15 protein-coding genes and 1 tRNA gene are annotated in these 15,904 nt (G+C 75.1%); 5 read left to right on the top strand and 11 right to left on the bottom strand.

Features of this window, described 5'->3' with window-relative positions:
- Positions 1-2: 2 nt before the first annotated feature.
- Together ABD234_RS16865 and ABD234_RS16860 are read left to right on the top strand one after the other, a co-directional pair.
- Positions 3-1,145 (top strand): glycosyltransferase, encoded by a 1,143-nt coding sequence (locus tag ABD234_RS16865; RefSeq protein ID WP_038374036.1) that lies wholly within the window; start codon positions 3-5, stop codon positions 1,143-1,145.
- Between the two features lie 95 nt (positions 1,146-1,240).
- The gene (locus ABD234_RS16860; RefSeq protein ID WP_232226469.1) at positions 1,241-1,921 is read left to right on the top strand and encodes a GNAT family N-acetyltransferase; all 681 of its coding nucleotides are present in this window, start codon (positions 1,241-1,243) and stop codon (positions 1,919-1,921) included.
- Positions 1,922-2,007: 86 nt separating this feature from the next.
- On the opposite strand, the gene ABD234_RS16855 is transcribed toward ABD234_RS16860, so the two are convergent.
- On the bottom strand, positions 2,008-2,562 hold the full coding sequence (locus ABD234_RS16855; protein WP_198025463.1) for a hypothetical protein: 555 nt from the start codon (positions 2,560-2,562) through the stop codon (positions 2,008-2,010).
- A 214-nt stretch (positions 2,563-2,776) separates the two neighbouring features.
- Here ABD234_RS16855 and ABD234_RS16850 point away from each other — a divergent pair, with 214 nt between their 5' ends.
- Both ABD234_RS16850 and ABD234_RS16845 read left to right on the top strand, forming a co-directional pair.
- Positions 2,777-3,124: a TfoX/Sxy family protein gene (locus ABD234_RS16850; protein ID WP_232226470.1), complete on the top strand. Its 348-nt coding sequence runs from the start codon at positions 2,777-2,779 to the stop codon at positions 3,122-3,124.
- Positions 3,125-3,210: 86 nt separating this feature from the next.
- Entirely contained in the window at positions 3,211-3,675 is a 465-nt protein-coding gene (locus ABD234_RS16845; protein WP_051487092.1) for a DUF4265 domain-containing protein, read from the top strand.
- An 11-nt stretch (positions 3,676-3,686) separates the two neighbouring features.
- Here ABD234_RS16845 and ABD234_RS16840 read toward each other — a convergent pair.
- A tRNA-Met gene (locus tag ABD234_RS16840) sits at positions 3,687-3,760 on the bottom strand.
- A gap of 787 nt (positions 3,761-4,547) precedes the next feature.
- On the opposite strand from ABD234_RS16840, the gene ABD234_RS16835 reads away from it, so the two are divergent.
- Positions 4,548-6,188 (top strand): HNH endonuclease signature motif containing protein, encoded by a 1,641-nt coding sequence (locus ABD234_RS16835; RefSeq protein ID WP_344358713.1) that lies wholly within the window; start codon positions 4,548-4,550, stop codon positions 6,186-6,188.
- Positions 6,189-6,208: 20 nt separating this feature from the next.
- On the opposite strand, the gene ABD234_RS16830 is transcribed toward ABD234_RS16835, so the two are convergent.
- Genes ABD234_RS16830 through hemE form a run of 9 tightly spaced genes read right to left on the bottom strand, consistent with a single transcriptional unit; the run spans position 6,209 to position 15,854 of the window.
- Positions 6,209-7,099 (bottom strand): aminoglycoside phosphotransferase family protein, encoded by an 891-nt coding sequence (locus ABD234_RS16830; RefSeq protein ID WP_038374037.1) that lies wholly within the window; start codon positions 7,097-7,099, stop codon positions 6,209-6,211.
- The gene (hemL, locus tag ABD234_RS16825; RefSeq protein WP_038374039.1) at positions 7,096-8,403 is read right to left on the bottom strand and encodes a glutamate-1-semialdehyde 2,1-aminomutase; all 1,308 of its coding nucleotides are present in this window, start codon (positions 8,401-8,403) and stop codon (positions 7,096-7,098) included. The genes ABD234_RS16830 and hemL overlap by 4 nt, the downstream gene beginning before the upstream one ends.
- 41 nt (positions 8,404-8,444) lie before the next feature.
- Positions 8,445-9,455, bottom strand: coding sequence for a porphobilinogen synthase (gene hemB, locus ABD234_RS16820; RefSeq protein ID WP_038374040.1), 1,011 nt, complete (start codon positions 9,453-9,455; stop codon positions 8,445-8,447).
- Positions 9,456-9,465: 10 nt separating this feature from the next.
- Entirely contained in the window at positions 9,466-10,254 is a 789-nt protein-coding gene (locus ABD234_RS16815; protein WP_051487094.1) for a uroporphyrinogen-III synthase, read from the bottom strand.
- Positions 10,251-11,237 (bottom strand): hydroxymethylbilane synthase, encoded by a 987-nt coding sequence (hemC, locus tag ABD234_RS16810; RefSeq protein ID WP_038374042.1) that lies wholly within the window; start codon positions 11,235-11,237, stop codon positions 10,251-10,253. The genes ABD234_RS16815 and hemC overlap by 4 nt, the downstream gene beginning before the upstream one ends.
- Positions 11,234-12,433 carry a ferrochelatase gene (locus ABD234_RS16805; protein WP_038374043.1) on the bottom strand — a complete coding sequence of 400 codons (1,200 nt, stop codon included), beginning with the start codon at positions 12,431-12,433 and terminating at the stop codon, positions 11,234-11,236. The genes hemC and ABD234_RS16805 overlap by 4 nt, the downstream gene beginning before the upstream one ends.
- Positions 12,434-12,472: 39 nt before the next feature.
- The gene (hemQ, locus tag ABD234_RS16800; protein WP_038374044.1) at positions 12,473-13,219 is read right to left on the bottom strand and encodes a hydrogen peroxide-dependent heme synthase; all 747 of its coding nucleotides are present in this window, start codon (positions 13,217-13,219) and stop codon (positions 12,473-12,475) included.
- Complete coding sequence (locus ABD234_RS16795) at positions 13,216-14,676, bottom strand: protoporphyrinogen/coproporphyrinogen oxidase (protein WP_038374046.1); 1,461 nt, start codon at positions 14,674-14,676, stop codon at positions 13,216-13,218. The genes hemQ and ABD234_RS16795 overlap by 4 nt, the downstream gene beginning before the upstream one ends.
- Positions 14,673-15,854: a uroporphyrinogen decarboxylase gene (gene hemE / locus ABD234_RS16790; protein WP_084148637.1), complete on the bottom strand. Its 1,182-nt coding sequence runs from the start codon at positions 15,852-15,854 to the stop codon at positions 14,673-14,675. Before hemE ends, ABD234_RS16795 begins: the two co-directional genes overlap by 4 nt.
- Positions 15,855-15,904 lie beyond the last annotated feature (50 nt).

Below are 15,904 nucleotides of genomic sequence, written 5' to 3'. Positions count from 1 at the left end.
CGGTGAAGATCGCCATCGTCACCGAGACCTTCGTGCCCTCGGTCGACGGGGTCGTGACACGGCTGCGCCACGCCGTGGAGCGCTTCGTCGACCTGGGGCACGAGGTCATGGTCATCGCCCCCGACCTGGGAGTCCATGAGCATCACGGGGCGCGGATCGTGGGCATCCGCCCGGTGACGCTGCCGTTCTACAAGCACCGGCGCTTCACCCTTCCCACGCCCACGGTCGACGGCATCATCCGCGGGTTCCACCCGGACGTCGTCCACGCCGCGCAGCCGATCCTGCTGGCGAGCTCCGGGGCGTACGCGGCCAAGCGCCAGGACATCCCGCTGCTGGCCAGCTACCACACCCACATCCCGCGCTACCTCGACCTGTACCGCGGCTACCGCTGGGGCAAGCCCGCGGTGTGGTGGCAGATCAAGCGCAACCACGCCCTGGCCGACGTCAACCTCGCGACCTCGCAGGCCATGAAGGAGGAGCTCTCCGCGCAGGGCATCCACAACCTCCACGTGGTGCGCCGCGGCGTGGACACCCTCGCCCACCATCCGCGCTTCGCCTCCGAGTCGATGCGGGCGCGCCTGTCCGGCGGCCGCCCCGACAAGACGCTGCTGGTGTTCGTGGGACGCCTGGCCAAGGAGAAGGAGATCCAGCGGCTGCGGCCGATGCTGGACCGCCGCGACGACGTGGTCCTCGCCATCGTCGGCGACGGACCGTACCGGCACGAGCTCGAGGAGACCTTCCGCGGCACCTCGACCGTGTTCCCCGGCTTCCTGGGCGGGGAGGAGCTCGCCAGCGCCTTCGCCTCCTCCGACGCCTTCGTCTTCCCCTCGGTCACCGAGACCCTGGGCCTGGTGATCCTCGAGGGGATGGCCTCCGGGCTGCCGGTGGTCGCCGCCCGCTCCGGCCCGACGATGGAGCAGGTCGTCGACGGGGAGAACGGGCTGCTCTACGACTCCGGGGACGAGGCGTCCCTGGACGCGGCCCTGGACCGCCTGGCCGATCCCGCCACCCGCACCCGGATCCGGCAGGCCGCCCGCGCCGAGGCGGAGAAGTTCTCCTGGGAGCACGCCTCGGACGACCTGCTGCACTACTACGAGCTCGCGATCGCCACGCACCGCGAGACCCGCGGAGGCGACGCCTGGTGAGCACGCCTGGACGGCCGATGAGCACTCCCGCGGAGAAGGACCGATGAGCACTCCCGAGGAGAAGGACCGATGAGCACTCCCGCGGAGAAGGACCGATGAGCACCCCCGCGGAGAAGGAGGCGGCCGTGGACCCGCAGACCGTGATGCCCGATGCCGAGCAGCTGCTGCGGCCGATGCCCGCGCCGACCGCCCGGGTCCTCGAGGGGGAGCGGGTGCGCCTCGAGCCGCTGCGGGCCGAGCACGCGGAGGGCCTCGCCGAGGCCGTCCGCGACGGCGAGCTGTGGCGGATCCCGTACGCCACCCACATCCCGCGGCCCGAGGCCATGGCGGCCGGCGTCGAGGCGACGCTCGTGAAGGCCGCCGCCGGCCAGATCATCGCCTGGGCCGTGATCCTGCGCGGCCGGGACGGCGCGGCCGACCGGGTGGTGGGCCAGACGACGTTCCTGAACATCGCGCGGGCCGATCGCCGGCTGGAGATCGGCAGCACCTTCCTGTCCGCCTCCACGCACGGCACCGGTGTGAACGCCGAGGTGAAGCTGCTGCTGCTCACCGAGGCCTTCGAGCGGCTCGGCTGCCTGCGCGTGGAGCTGCGCACCCACCATCTCAACGCCGCCTCGCGCCGCGCCATCGAGCGTCTGGGCGCCACCCAGGAGGGCATCCTGCGCGCCCACCGGATCCTCCCGGACGGCTCGCTGCGCCACACGGTCGTCTACGCGATCCTCGCCGACGAGTGGCGCGGCGTGCGCGCCCTGCTGGAGCAGCGACTGGGGCGCTGAGGACGCTCGTCGGGCGCGTGTCCTGGCGCAGCGCACGCCGGCGGTGCGAGGCCGGCTGGGCGCGCCGTCGGAAGGTGCGGGATTGCTCAGCCCCGACGCGGGCGCAGCAGGTCCTTCCAGCCGCGACGGGGACGGCGCTCGAGAGCGGCCTCGGCGTCGGCCGTCTCGCGGCGCGCCCGGCGGCGCTCCTGGGCGGTCGGTCGGGCGGGATCGGAGCGTCGCGCGGCATCGGAGCGTCGCGCGGAGTCGGTCTCCTCGGGATCCGCCGCGGGACCTGGGCGGGGACCCGAGGCGCCCTCCGGGGCGAGGGCGTCGTGGCCCGCGGGGCCATCGGCCTCCTCGAGGGCGTCCGCGTCGGCGTCCTCCTCGTCGACCTCGATCCACTGGTCGGTCCAGCCGATGTCGTCGACGTCCCGCGGTCGATAGTCCTCGCGGGCCGGGACCTGGTCGGCGACCTCGTCGCGGTCGTACTCGGCGGGCGCGTGGACGTCCTCCGCCCGGTGCGGGACGTCGCAGGTCCAGTAGTAGGGGCAGCCGGGGCAGCCGGCCGTGTCCGTGCCGGGTGTCGCCTCGCGCTGCATCTGCACGCCGTCCTGCAGCTGCAGGACGCGCAGGCGCGCCTCGTACGGGTTGATCTCCACGGTCCGAGGCTACTCGGTGGCGCGGGAGCCGGCCCGCCCGCCCTTGACAGGGCGGCATCTGCGCTCAGGATGGGAGGAGACACCGTCGTCGACGCCGGGAGGCCCCCATGGCCCGACTCTCTGTATTCGCCGTGAGAACCGTGCCGGGTCGCTCGCGGACTCCCGGCGGATGCCTCGACGGGTGCGTCGGGGTCGCTGCCGGTCGAGGCGGTCGGTGACCGTGCCGCTCACGCCGGAGCAGTCCGCGGTCATCCGCCGTGTCCGGTCCGCGCTGCCGCCCGGCGCCGCCGTCCGCGAGGTCTCGATGTTCGGCTCCCGGGCCGTGATGCTCGAGGAGCGGATGCTCGTGGCCGCCGGGAAGGACGGCTCCCTCCTGGTCCGCGTCGATCCTGCGCGCGGGGCCCAGCTGTGCGCGCGCCCCGGGGCCGCCCCGGCGGTGATGGGCACGGGCCGGCCGATGGGCACCGGCTGGATCACCGTGGAGCCCGCGGCGCTCGCCGCCGAGGAGGATCTCGCCGGCTGGCTCGAGGAGGCGCTCGCCTTCCACGCCGGGAGCGGCTGACCCGCCCGAGGGTCCTCCCGCGCGCCGTATCCTTGCCGCGGGCCGACGACGACCTCCGCCTGGGAGACGGCCCGGAAGGAGGGCCGATGCCGCCGGACGAGCTGGTGCGGGTGAGCTTCACGCTGGGGCCGGATGCTCCGGCCGATGCGGAGGGCATCTGGGCCCGGCCCACGGACCACGGGACGTACATCGTCGACAACATCCCGTTCTACGCGCGGGACGTGGCCCTGGGCGACGAGGTCGGCGCGGACCGGGAGGGCGGGCGGCTGTGGTCGCGCGGCGTCATCACCCCGTCCGGGGCCATGACGCTGCGCTTCATCGTCCTGGCCGAGGACGAGTACCGCGCCCTGCGGGACATGCGCTGGCTCGCCGCCCGGCTGGACGCGCTCGGCATCGACCACGAGGACGACGAGGACCGCCTCATGGTCGCCTCCGTCCAGCAGACCCACGACCTCGACGCCCTGCTGGTCGCCGTGCGCTACTTCCGGGCCTCCGGTGCGGGCCGGGTCGAGCCCGGAGGCCTCGCCCCCTGGTGGCCGGCCGGCGCCTGAACGCCCCGGGGACGCTCCGGCAGGATTCGAACCTGCGACGCACTCCTTATGAGGGAGCTGCTCTACCGGGCTGAGCTACGGAGCGATGCGGCGCCCGGTTCGGGACCGCGTGATGACCATCGTGGACCTGCCGGGCGCGCGGGTCCAGGGCCTCGTCATGTGCCGTCTCAGGCGGGCGCATGGAGCCGCGGGAGGACACAGGGGGTGGTGCGGCGTCGCATCGAGGAAGTGATTCTGCGTGATTGTCAAGAGCCTCCGAAGAATGGGGACAACTCTGCATGGGGGGGAGTGGGGCGGGTCGGAAGTTCCTGCGGCGATGGCAAGAAAGGCCAGGTCAGACGTGCGGTGTGTGCACGCAGTCATATGGTGACGGATGCGGGAGAAGTGGCGGAAAGAATTCATCCACAATGCTTCCCACGGGGCGTTCGGCGGGATAGGCTGGAGGTGTTTCGAACGTAGGTGCGAGCCGTGGCGTGGGGCCGGGGCGACGGCATGAGGGGGTGGTCGTGATGCTGCAGGAGCCGATTCCGTCGCCGGCGGTGGATGCGGATGCCACCGCGGGACGGGCGATCCCGGCCGGCGCCGGCGCCGGCGCCGGCGCCGCTGCCGGTGCCGGCGCGGCCCCGGCGTCCTCCCCGGCCCGGGGTGCTGACTCCGCCCCCGTGCCCGCCCCCGCGTCGAGGTCCGTCCCCGCTCCCTCTTCCGACGCCTCCGGGGAGGGTGCGCCGGGACGGGGCGAGGGGGTCGATGCCGCGGTGGCGGCGTTCGTGGCGCAGGTCCCGGGACGGATCCGGCGGGGCTCCATCCGTGAGCATTCCGCGCATACCCGTGATTCCGTCCCGGTGAAGGCCGGCACGGAGGGTGACCCGGTGATGTCGGCCGTGCTGCAGGAGGTCTGGGACGCGACCGCGGCCGAGGGGCCGGTCCTGGCGCGGAAGCTGCGGGCGGTCGCGAAGCTGTGGGCCGGGCCCGAGGAGACCACCTGCGAGCTTCCCCGCGAGGGGGACCTGGAGGCGCTGACGGCGGCGGTGGCGCTGCGGACCACGAGGTCGCGGGCGTCGTTCGTGATCCGCGATGCCCATCACGGGGTGGACTGCTTCGCGTCCTGTCTCGCGCTGCTGGAGGCCGGCCGGTTCCCCGCCGCGTGGTTCGAGCGGATGCTGGTGCGGGTCCGAGCGCTGTCGGAGACATCGCTGCGGGGGATGGACGCGATCATCGCCCGCTGGGACCTGCGGGTCCCCGTCGAGCGGTTCCACAAGCGGCTGGGGCAGCTGATCGCCTGGGCGGAGTCGATCGAGGGCCGGCAGGCGGAATCTCGCCCGATCGAACGCTCGGTGTTCGTCTCCGACCTCGGGAAGGGGATGGCGTGCCTGCAGGTGCAGGGGCCTGCCCCGGAGATCCACGCGTTCGCGCGGCGTCTGGACGTGGCCGCGAAGGCGGTGCAGTCCGCGCAGCGGGCCGTTCTCCGGGAGCGCGGTCCGGACTCCGTGGTCCCGTGGGACGTGGACGGCATGGCGAGGAAGGAGGGTGCGCCGTTGCGTCGTGACGTGCTGCGCTACCTCCTGGCGACCAAGGCCGTCCTGGACACGGAGGGCATCGAGGTGCCGAAGGACCGCTTCCGGATCTCGGTGACCGTGCCCATGATGACGCTGCTCGGGCTGTCCGATGCGCCCGCCACGTTGGACGGGGTCACGCCGGTCCCTGCCGGGATGGCGCGGGCCCTCGCGGGCGGGCAGGGGGAGTGGTACCGCGTGCTGACCGACCCGTGCACGGGAGCGTTCGTGCCCGCCCCCGCGCAGCAGTACCGGCCCACCCCGGCGATGCTGGAGTACCTGCGGCTGGGAGACCCGACGTGTGCGGTCCCCGGGTGCGGGCGCAGCGTGTCGTGGGCCTCGCAGGCCGACCACATCCAGGAATGGCTCGACGGCGGGGCCACGAACATCGAGAACCTCCACCTGCTGTGCGAGCGGCACCACCAGGACAAGACCGCGCGGATCATCGACCCTGAGAGGGTCCAGCCCACGGGGTGGACGGAGGGCTGCTACCGGCCCGGGGCGACGCGGTGGCTGCTCGGGTCCACGGAGGGCCGGCACGTGATCACCAGTTTCCACGACGACTGGGACATGATCGGTCTGGAGACCCTCCGAGGGCTCGTCGCCCACTACCGAGAGCATCCCGACCACGGCTGCGACGAGACCTGTCTCGCCCCGTGGAGGGGCACCGCCCTGCCCGCACCCCCGACCCCGCCACCACTGGAGGCGAGACCTCCTGGTGAAGGATCCACGATCGCAGCGGCGTCCGATGCTGCCGCGCGCCCGGCCGACGGGACCGCGGAAGCGCGGAGCGCGTCCCAGGAGTCCGAAGCCCCGGAGAGTGCCACGACGTCGGACGGCCCCGGAGCCACGGACGACGCGGAGCGCCCCGCGGACGGCGCTGCGGCGACCAGCACCGACCCGACCCCCATCCCGGAGCCTCCCGGGGGCTGGGGACCACAGGGACCCCCACCGTTCTGATCACCGGGTCGGAGCGTCGCTCACGCGAAGATCTCCAGCAGGCGGACGCACTTCGGCGGGTCGTCGGTCAGCCCGTGCTGCAGGCCCCAGATCAGGTAGGAGCCGGCGCGGGTGACGACCCAGGACCGGGCGCGGTCCGCAGGGACCCCGGAGATCTCGACGAACCGTTCGAACAGGCGCGCCGTCGCCGCCTCGTCCTCGATCTCGTCGAAGCGGCTCCACAGGATCCGGCCCAGGTCGTACTCCGGGTCGCCGCGCAGCAGCACCGGGTCGACCACCAGCCAGGGCTCGCGGGTCCCGGCGAGGACCTGCCCGAAGTGCAGGTCCCCGTCGGCCGCCCCGTCCCCCGGGTCGCGCTGCGCGAGCAGAGCGGCGTGGCGGACGACGCGCTCGGCCAGGCGGCGGGGGATCGGCCGCCCCGTCCTCTCCCAGCCGGTGGGGAAGCCCTCGGCAAGATCCTGCGCCTCCTCGCGGGTGCTGGGCACGTCCGCATCGGCCGGGACCGGCACCGCGAGGCGGCGCACGAGCCCGGCGAGGACCTCGACGGCCTCCACCAGAGGCACGTCGTCGAGGGAGACGCCGCCGTCGAGCCGCTCCAGCAGCACCGCGCGGCGCGCGAGGTCGCTGTCCTCGAGGGCGACGGTCCCGCGACCCTCCCACAGGCGCAGATCCTGCACCAGGCGGTGCACGTCGTCCCCGGGCGGGGCCAGCCGCAGCGCCAGCGGATCTTCGTGGCGACGCACCGGGACCACGAGGGCATTCGACCCGTGCATCGGCGCACCGTCGAGCTCCAGGTCCCAGAGGCGGCACTGCTCCGCGACCGCCCGCGGCAGCTCCTGCAGCCACGCCCGCCCGGCCTCGTCCCACGACCAGCGGGGCTGGGCGCGGAACGAGTCCGGGACGGGGATCATCGCGCGGCGGCGGCCTTCGCGGCCGCGGGCAGCGCGGCGGCGATGCGGTCGATGATCTCCGGGGTGTGGGCGGTGGAGACGAACCACGCCTCGAAGGCCGAGGGCGGCAGGTAGACGCCCGCCTCCAGCAGCGCGTGGAAGAAGCGGGTGAAGGCGGCGGTGTCCTGCGCCTTCGCCTCGGCGTAGGTGCGCACCGGCTCCTCGCGGAAGAACACCGAGAACAGGGTCCCGGCGCGCTGGATGACGTGGGGGACCCCGGCGGCGGTGAGCGCATCGGCCACCAGCTGCTGGAGGGTGGAGCTGGCGGTGTCCAGGGTGCGGTAGGCGGCGTCGTCCAGCCCGGCGAGGGTCGCCAGGCCCGCGGCGGTGGCCAGGGGGTTCCCGGAGAGGGTGCCGGCCTGGTAGACCGGGCCGGCCGGGGCGAGCAGGCCCATGAGGTCCTCCCGGCCGCCGAAGGCGCCCACGGGCAGGCCGCCGCCGATGACCTTGCCGAAGGTCATGAGGTCCGGCGCCCAGCCCTCCCCGTCGATGCCGTAGTGGCCCTGCGCGCTCGCACGGAAGCCGGTGAGGACCTCGTCGCTGATCAGCAGGGCGCCGGCGGCGTGCGCGGTGTCGGCCAGGAAGCGGTTGAAGCCCACGCCGTCCACCTCCGGCGGGGGGACGACGCCCATGTTCGCGGGGGCGGCCTCGGTGATCACGGCGGCGATCTCGTCGCCCCGCTGCGCGAACAGCTCGGTGAGCGCGGCGCGGTCGCCGTAGGGCAGCACGACCGTGTCGCGGGCGGTGCCCTCCGTGACCCCGGCGGAGCCGGGCATGGCGAAGGTCGCGACGCCGCTGCCGGCCTCGGCCAGCAGCGCGTCCACGTGGCCGTGGTAGCAGCCGGCGAACTTCACGACCACGTCGCGGCCGGTGGCGGCGCGGGCCACGCGCAGCGCGCTCATGGTCGCCTCGGTGCCGGAGTTGACCAGGCGCAGCTGCTGGATCGGGCCGATGCGCCGGGCGACCTCCTCGGCCAGGGTGACCTCGCCGGCCTGCGGCGCCCCGAAGGACAGCCCGCGGGTGGCCGCGTCCTGCACGGCGGCGACGACGGGCTCGTGCGCATGGCCCAGGACCATCGGCCCCCAGGAGCCGACGAGGTCGACGTACTCGCGGCCGTCGGCGTCGGTGAGCAGGGCGCCCTTCGCGGAGGCGAGGAACGGCGGGGTGCCGCCGACGCTGCCGAAGGCGCGCACCGGCGAGTTCACCCCCGACGGGATGACACGGCGGGCACGGTCGAACAGCTCCTGGGAGAGCGAGGGGGTCATGGGTCCTCCTGGGGACGGGTCGGGGCGGGCGGCGGGACGGATCAGAGATGCTCGCGCAGGTGCTCGGGCAGGCCCTCCTGGAACCATCCGGCGACCTCGCTGGCCCAGTAGGTGAGCACCGTGGTGGCGCCGGCGCGGCGGAAGGCCAGCAGGGACTCGAGGATCGCGCGGTCGCGGTCGATCCAGCCGTTCGCGGCGGCCGCCTCCACCATCGCGTACTCGCCGGAGATCTGGTAGGCCCCCACCGGCACGGGGGAGGCGGCGGCGACCTCGGCGAGGACGTCGAGGTAGGGCAGGCCGGGCTTGACCATCACCAGGTCCGCGCCCTCGGCGACGTCGAGCTCGAGCTCGCGCAGGGCCTCGCGGGCGTTGCCGGGATCCTGCTGGTAGGTGCGGCGGTCGCCCTGCAGCGAGGAGTCGACGGCCTCGCGGAAGGGGCCGTAGAAGGCGGAGGCGTACTTCGCGGTGTACGCGTACAGGGCCACGTCGTGGTGACCGGCGCCGTCCAGCGCTTCGCGGATCACGGCGATCTGGCCGTCCATCATCCCCGAGGGGCCCAGCAGGTGGGCACCGGCCTCCGCCTGCGCGATCGCCATCTCGGCGTAGCGATCGAGGGTCGCGTCGTTGTCCACACGGCCGGCCGCGTCCAGCACGCCGCAGTGGCCGTGGTCGGTGAACTCGTCCAGGCACAGGTCGGCCATGATCAGGGTGTCGTCGCCCAGCTCGGCGCGCAGGCGGGCGATGCCGCGGTTGAGGATCCCGTCCGGATCGGTGGCGCCGGAGCCGAGGGCGTCCTTGTGCTCCGGCACGCCGAAGAGCATGAGGCCGCCGACGCCGCGCTCCACGGCCTCGGCCGCCGCCGCGACGAGGGTGTCCAGGGTGTGCTGCTGCACCCCGGGCATGGAGGAGATGGGGCGGGGCTCGTCGCCCTCGCGCACGAACATCGGCAGCACCAGGTCGGCCGGGCGCAGGGTGTGCTCGCGCACCAGGGAGCGCATGGCGGCGCTCTGGCGCAGACGGCGGGGCCGGATCACGGGAACGGGACGGGGCATGGGGTGCTCCTCAGGATCGGGGGTGCTCGGCGATCGCGGCGGCCACGGCGAGGGCCAGGGCCTCGTCGGTGGCCTCGCGGGCTCGGGCGTGGACGGTGAGGCCGGCCTCGCGGGCGGCCTCCTGGGTGGGGCGGCCGATGGCGACCACGGGGATGGAGCGGTGCACGCGCAGCGAGGCGGCCAGGCGCGCGATCATCGGGCTGGTCAGCACGAGCGCGGCATAGGAGCCGAGGGCGAGGCCGCGCACGACCGGGGCCGGCTGCGGCACCGCGCGGGGACGGTAGGCGATGACCTGGGAGACGGCGTAGCCGGCCTCGGCCAGTCCCTGCGGGACGGTCGGGGCGGCGGCCGCGGAGGCGGGGAACAGGACCCGGTCCCCGGGGGCGGCCGGCGGCATCTGCGCGACGAGGTCCGCGCCGCTGCCGGCGGCGACCAGCGCCACCTCGATCCCGGCATCGGCCAGGGCGCGGGCGGTGCCCTCGCCGACGGCCACCACACGGGTGGCCGCGGGCACCGTGAGGACCGGGTCCGGGCCCTCGCCGCGGAAGGCCGCGAGGGCCTCCACGGCGGTGCGGCTGGTGATCACCAGGTGCGTGTACACGCCCGCGGCCAGGGCGGCGACCTCCTCGCGCAGGTCCGCGTCGTGCTCGAGGCGCAGGCGCACGAAGGGGGAGTGCTCGACGGCCAGCCCCTGCTGCTCGAGCAGGCCGATGAGCCGATCGGCGCGCTCGGCGGGCCGCGTGACCAGCACGGGCCGTGCGGCCCGCGCCGGCTGCGCGGCGGCGGAGGGAGAGGTCACGACGTCCTCGCGTCGGCGAGGATCGCCCCGGCGCCGCGTCCCAGCAGGGACTCGGCGAGCTGGGCGCCCAGCCGCGCCGGCACGGAGGCGGCGCCGGTCAGCTCGTCGTGGGCGAGGTCCAGGGGGGCGCTCGCCTCGGCCCGCACGGCGTGGCCGCCGTCGGTCCGGATCGCGAGGGCCTGCAGCTGCAGCCGGGCGCCGTCCATCTCGGCGAAGGCCGCCACGGGGGCCGAGCAGCCGGCCTCCAGGGTGCGCAGCAGGGAGCGCTCGGCGGTGACGGCGGCGCGGGAGGCCGGGTCGTCCTCCCGGGCGAGCGCCTCCACCAGCCAGGCGAGGCCGGGATCCTCGAGGCTCTCGCTCCGCACCTCGATGGCGAGGGCGCCCTGGGCGGGGGCGGGCAGCATCGTCGAAGCGGGGAGCAGCTCCGAGATCGCGGCGTCCCGGCCCAGGCGGCGCAGGCCGGAGGCGGCCAGCACCACCGCGTCGAGATCCGCGTGCTCGCCGAGCGCCCGCCCGAGGCGGGTGTCGATGTTGCCGCGGATCGCGACGACGTGCAGGTCGGGGCGGGCATGCAGCAGCTGCGCGGCGCGGCGCGGGGAGCCCGTGCCGACGCTCGCCCCGCGGGGGAGGTCCGCCAGGGTCAGCCCGTCCCGGGCGCACAGCGCATCGCGCGGATCCTCGCGGGCGGGGATGCAGGCCAGGGCGATGCCGTCCTCCGGGAGGGTGGGCAGGTCCTTGCAGGAATGGACGACCGCGTCGACCTCGCCGTCCAGCAGCGCGCGGCGCACCGCCGTGACGAACACGCCGGTCCCGCCGATCTGGGCGAGCGGGCTGGTGCGGTCCGCGTCGCCCTGGGTGCGGACGTGGACGAGCTCGACCTCGCGGCCGGTGCCGGCGACCAGCGCGCGGCCGGCCTGCCCGGACTGGGCCAGGGCGAGGGCGGAGGCCCGGGTCCCCAGGCGCAGGGGGGCGGGTGCGCTCATGACCTCGCCCCCGCCTCCTGCGGGACCGGCGCGCCCTCGCGCGCCTCCCGCAGCATCGCCGCGATCTCCTCGAGGGTGTCGATGCTCCGCGCGTCTGGGACCGCGCGGGCGGCGCTGACCTGGCAGCAGTTGTGGCCGCACACGTCCTCCACCACCGGCAGCTCGGTCACCGCGAGGCGCTCGCGGGACGGATCGAGATGCTCCTGCACGACATCGGCGAGGGCGGCGACGAAGCGGGGATCCGTGCCGGAGGTCGCCACGCGGCGGAAGGCCAGGCCGTGCTCCGCGGCGGTCTCCTTCGCCTCCGTGTCCAGGTCCCAGATGACCTCGACGTGGTCGGTGACGAAGCCGATCGGCACCACCACGACCGCCTCGGCCTGCTCGGAGGAGGCCAGGGACTCGATGACGTCGTTGACGTCCGGCTCCAGCCACGGCACGTGCGGGGCGCCGGACCGGGACTGGTACACCAGCTGCCAGTCGGGCAGCTCCGGCAGCTCGTCGCCGAGCTCGTCCATCACGTAGCGGCAGGCGGCCAGGTGCTGGGCGACGTACCAGCCGCCCTGCCCGTCGGCCCCCGCCCCGGCCGGGCCGGAGGCCTCGGTCATCGCCGTGGGGATCGAGTGGGTCGAGAACAGCACGGTGGTGCTGTCGAGGTCGTGGCCCTCGCGGGCCAGCTCCTCCAGGGCGGTGCGCACCCCGTCGACCACGGGGGCCAGGAAGCCGGGGTGGTTGAAGTAGGAGCGGGACTTGGTGATCTCCACCTCGCCCAGCAGGCCCGCCTCGTCCAGGCGCTGCGCGAAGTCCTCGCGGTACTGGCGGCAGCCCGAGTACGAGGAGTACGCGCTGGTGATCAGCGCCAGCACGCGGCGGTGGCCGTCGGCGTGCAGCCGGGTGAGGGCGTCGGCCGTGTACGGCTCCCAGTTGCGGTTGCCGAAGTAGATCGGCAGGGAGACGTCGCGGCGGGCGAGCTCCTCCTCCAGGGCGGCGATGAGCGCACGGTTCTGGGCGTTGATGGGCGAGCGGCCGCCGAGGGCGCGGTAGTGGCCCGCGACCTCCTCGAGGCGCTCGTCCGGCACGCCGCGGCCGCGGGTGACGTTGCGCAGGAACGGGATCACGTCGTCCTGGCCCTCCGGTCCGCCGAAGGAGGCGAACAGGACGGCGTCATAGCGCGGGGAGACGGGAGCGGGGGTGGTCATGGGGTCTTCTCCTCCGGAGCGGTCGGGGCGGGCGCCGGCTCAGGCCAGCAGGGCGGCGACGTCCTCGAGCGAGGCGAGGCGGCGGCCCGTGTGGAAGGGCAGCTCGTCGCGCACGTGCAGACGGGCCTTGGAGTAGCGCAGGTGGCGCATCATGTCGACGAGGTCGTGCAGGTCATCGGCCTCGAAGGAGAGCAGCCACTCGTAGTCGCCGAGGGCGAAGGCGGCCACCGTGTTGGCGTTGACCTGCGGGAAGTCCCGGCCCAGCAGGCCGTGCTCGCGCAGCATCTCGGCACGCTCGGCGTCCTCCAGCAGGTACCAGTCGTAGCTGCGCACGAAGGGGTAGACGGTGATCCACTCCTTGCGGGTCATGGAGTCGACCATGAACGAGGGGACGTGGCTGCGGGTGAACTCGGCCTGGCGGTGCACGCCCATGGCCGCCCACTCGCGGTTCAGCCAGGTGCCCGGCAGGGAGCGCTCGAACTCGCGCAGCGCCGCCTGCAGCGCCTCGGGGCGGTCCGCCGCGAGCCACAGCATGAGGTCGTCCTCGGCGCGGAACCCGCTGACGTCGTAGAAGCCGAGGATCTCGACGTCCTCCGCCTCGATCAGCGCGACGGTCCCGGCCAGGGCCTCGAGGATCTGCTCCGGGGCGACCTCGCCGTCCTCGGTCAGGCCCGAGAGGCGGCGGAACACGGTGTACGAGGTGTACCGGGTGACGTCGCCGCCGGAGCCGGTGCCGCGCTCGGCGGCGTCGCTCGGGGTGGGACCGGGGTGGTGGCTGCTGCTCATGGACGGGTTCCTTCCGTGATGGGTCGAGGGGCCTTCGTGGGGCGGTGGGCGGCGCGTGCGGCCTGGTGGGCGCGCACGATCGCGTCGATGCCGGTGCCGGAGCGCCAGGAGCCCACGAGCTCCAGCGAGGCGGCGGCGGAGCCGGGCGGGGCGTGCTCGAGCAGGTCGCGCAGCGCCTCGAGGGCCGCGCGGTGGCCGGGCCCGGGCTGGCGCATCGCGCGGGACCAGTCGATCACCTCGGCGCCGAGGAGGTGCCGGGCGGTCAGGGGCGTGCCGAGGATCGCGCCGGCATCGGCCAGGGCGAGCTCGCGGATGCCCTCCTCGTCGGGCAGCTCCTCCCCGGGCCGGCCGTAGGACAGCCGCACCACGTGCGGGGAGGCGGCCTGCGGGTGGGCGGCCCGGGCGGCGGCGGCCACGTGCTCCCACTTGGCGCTGGCATGGGTGAGGGCCTTGGCCCGCACCCCCGGGGTGCCCGGGGCGACCAGGGCGCCGGTGCCGCTGGGCAGGGCGTCCAGCGCCGGTGCGTCCAGGACCAGGGCCACCAGGCGCACCGGGGCGGAGGGGGCGTCGGGGATGGCGGCGGCGATCTCCGGCGCGGCCTCGCGCAGCAGCGCCGCGGCCGCATCGGGCGGGCAGGCCAGCACCAGGCGGTCGGCGACGCGGCGCTCGCCGGCGGCGGTCGTGGCCCACCAGCTGCCGTCCTCGCGGCCGATGCGGGCGACCGGGGTGCCGGTGCGGATCTCGCCCCCGGCCGCGGCGATCCGCGCGGCGAGGCGCTGGGGGAGGACGGCCATGGTGGGGGTCAGGGAGCGGACGTTCGCGCCGGCGCTGCGGGTGCCGGGGGCGCGCAGGCGGCGCACCGCCGCGGTGAGGGAGCCGTCCTCGCGCAGGCCCGCGAGCAGCGCGGGGGAGGCGGTCGCGAACTCGAGGACCGCGGGATCGGCCGAGTGCACGCCGCCGACGACGGGGGCGACGAGGCGCTGCGCGACGCGGCGGCCGCAGCGGGCGGTGACGAGATCGGCGACGCTCGCCCCGGGGCGGTCACCGAGGCGGGCGGGCAGGAAGCGCTCGGCGGCGGCGCGCAGCGCGCCGGTCCAGCCGAGGACGGCGCGGGCATCGCGGGCCAGGGGACGGGCGGGGATGCCCAACAGGGCGGGCGACGGGGCGCGGTGCGTGCCGGCGGCGGAGACGACGCGGCTGGCCAGGCCCGTGCGCGGGGCGACGGTGCGGTCGGCGAGGTCGAGCTCGGCGAGCAGCGCGTCCACGGCGCCGGAGGCGATCGAGTACGCCTCCGCGCCGATGCTGAGCGGCACCCCGGCGACCTCGCGGGCGGCGATCGCGCCGCCCGGTTCCGGGGCGGGCTCGAGCAGGGCGACCTCCCGGCCCTGCTCGAGGTGGCGGGATGCGGCGAGGAGCCCGGCCAGGCCCCCGCCGATCACCAGCACGCTCTCGGTCATCGCTGCTCGTGCAGGAAGGCGACGAGGTCGGTGAGGACCTGGGGGTCGGCGTCCGGCGGGACGCCGTGGCCGAGGTTGACGACGTGGCCGCTGGCCGCGGCGCCGGCCGCGAGCACGGCGCGGGCCTCCGCGAAGCGGGCCTGCTCGGAGGTGAACAGCACTGCCGGGTCGATGTTGCCCTGCAGCGGGGTGCCCTCCGGCAGCTGGGCGAGGGCCTCGTCCAGGCGGATCCGGTGGTCGACCCCCATCACGGTGGCGCCGGCCGCGTGCATCGGGGCGAGCAGGTGCGCGGCCCCCACCCCGAAGTGGATCCGCGGCACGGGCAGGTCCGCGACGTGCGCGAACACGGCCGCAGAGTGCTTCTGGACGTGCGCGGCGTACATGTCGGTGCCCAGCGAGCCGGCCCAGGAGTCGAACAGCTGCACGGCCGATGCGCCGGCCAGGATCTGGGCCCGCAGGAACCGGCCCGAGAGCTCCGCCACCCACGCCGCCAGGCGGTCCCAGACCTCCGGCTGCGAGCGCATCAGGGCGCGGGTGCGCAGATGGTCGCGGCTGGGCCCACCCTCGACCATGTAGCTGGCCACGGTGAAGGGGGCGCCGGCGAAGCCGATCAGCGGCGTGGTGCCGAGCTCGCGGACGGACAGCGCGACGGCCTCGCGGATCGGGTCGAGGGCGGCCTCGTAGGCATCGCCGACCGGCGGCAGGGCGTCGACGTCGGCCGCCGTGCGCACCGGGTGCTCGAAGACGGGGCCGACCCCGGGACGGATCTCCACGCCGACGCCCGCGAGCAGCGCGGGCACCACGATGTCGGAGAAGAAGATGCCGGCGTCGACCGTGTGCCGTCTCACGGGCTGGGCGGTGATCTCCGCCACCAGATCCGGCTTCACGCACGCCTCGAGCATGGTCGTGCCCTCGCGGACGGCCCGGTACTCGGGCAGCGACCGGCCGGCCTGGCGCATGAACCAGACGCTCGCCGGAGCGGTCGTGGCCTCCCCGCGCAGGCGTGCCAGCAGCGGCGCATCGGCGACCCCGCCGGAGGCCGCGGAGCGGAGGAACGGGTGGTCGGAGGGGAGGTCCGAGGCGGAGAGGGCGAGGGTCGCGGCGGCCGCGGGGGCGAGCGGCTCAGGATCTGACGACCTGTCGTGAAAAAGGGCCTCTGACGTGCTGTTCTGTGTCATGACGCACCTATTGTGCACACGTTTCCTGCGAGCCTCGAGCCCCGGGCCGG

It is taken from the genome of Brachybacterium phenoliresistens (assembly GCF_039530785.1).
GTDB classification, from domain to species: Bacteria; Actinomycetota; Actinomycetes; order Actinomycetales; family Dermabacteraceae; genus Brachybacterium; species Brachybacterium phenoliresistens.
This window is presented reverse-complemented; position numbering and strand designations above follow the sequence as displayed.

What these genes read in the sequence shown, in the direction of transcription:
- ABD234_RS16860 (WP_232226469.1), top strand. Translation starts at nt 1,241, where the DNA reads ATGAGCACCCCCGCGGAGAAGGAGGCGGCCGTGGACCCGCAGACCGTG.
- ABD234_RS16845 (WP_051487092.1), top strand. Translation starts at nt 3,211, where the DNA reads ATGCCGCCGGACGAGCTGGTGCGGGTGAGCTTCACGCTGGGGCCGGAT.
- ABD234_RS16835 (WP_344358713.1), top strand. Translation starts at nt 4,548, where the DNA reads ATGTCGGCCGTGCTGCAGGAGGTCTGGGACGCGACCGCGGCCGAGGGG.
- ABD234_RS16830 (WP_038374037.1), bottom strand. Translation starts at nt 7,099, where the DNA reads ATGATCCCCGTCCCGGACTCGTTCCGCGCCCAGCCCCGCTGGTCGTGG.
- hemL (WP_038374039.1), bottom strand. Translation starts at nt 8,403, where the DNA reads ATGACCCCCTCGCTCTCCCAGGAGCTGTTCGACCGTGCCCGCCGTGTC.
- hemB (WP_038374040.1), bottom strand. Translation starts at nt 9,455, where the DNA reads ATGCCCCGTCCCGTTCCCGTGATCCGGCCCCGCCGTCTGCGCCAGAGC.
- hemC (WP_038374042.1), bottom strand. Translation starts at nt 11,237, where the DNA reads ATGAGCGCACCCGCCCCCCTGCGCCTGGGGACCCGGGCCTCCGCCCTC.
- ABD234_RS16805 (WP_038374043.1), bottom strand. Translation starts at nt 12,433, where the DNA reads ATGACCACCCCCGCTCCCGTCTCCCCGCGCTATGACGCCGTCCTGTTC.
- hemQ (WP_038374044.1), bottom strand. Translation starts at nt 13,219, where the DNA reads ATGAGCAGCAGCCACCACCCCGGTCCCACCCCGAGCGACGCCGCCGAG.
- ABD234_RS16795 (WP_038374046.1), bottom strand. Translation starts at nt 14,676, where the DNA reads ATGACCGAGAGCGTGCTGGTGATCGGCGGGGGCCTGGCCGGGCTCCTC.
- hemE (WP_084148637.1), bottom strand. Translation starts at nt 15,854, where the DNA reads ATGACACAGAACAGCACGTCAGAGGCCCTTTTTCACGACAGGTCGTCA.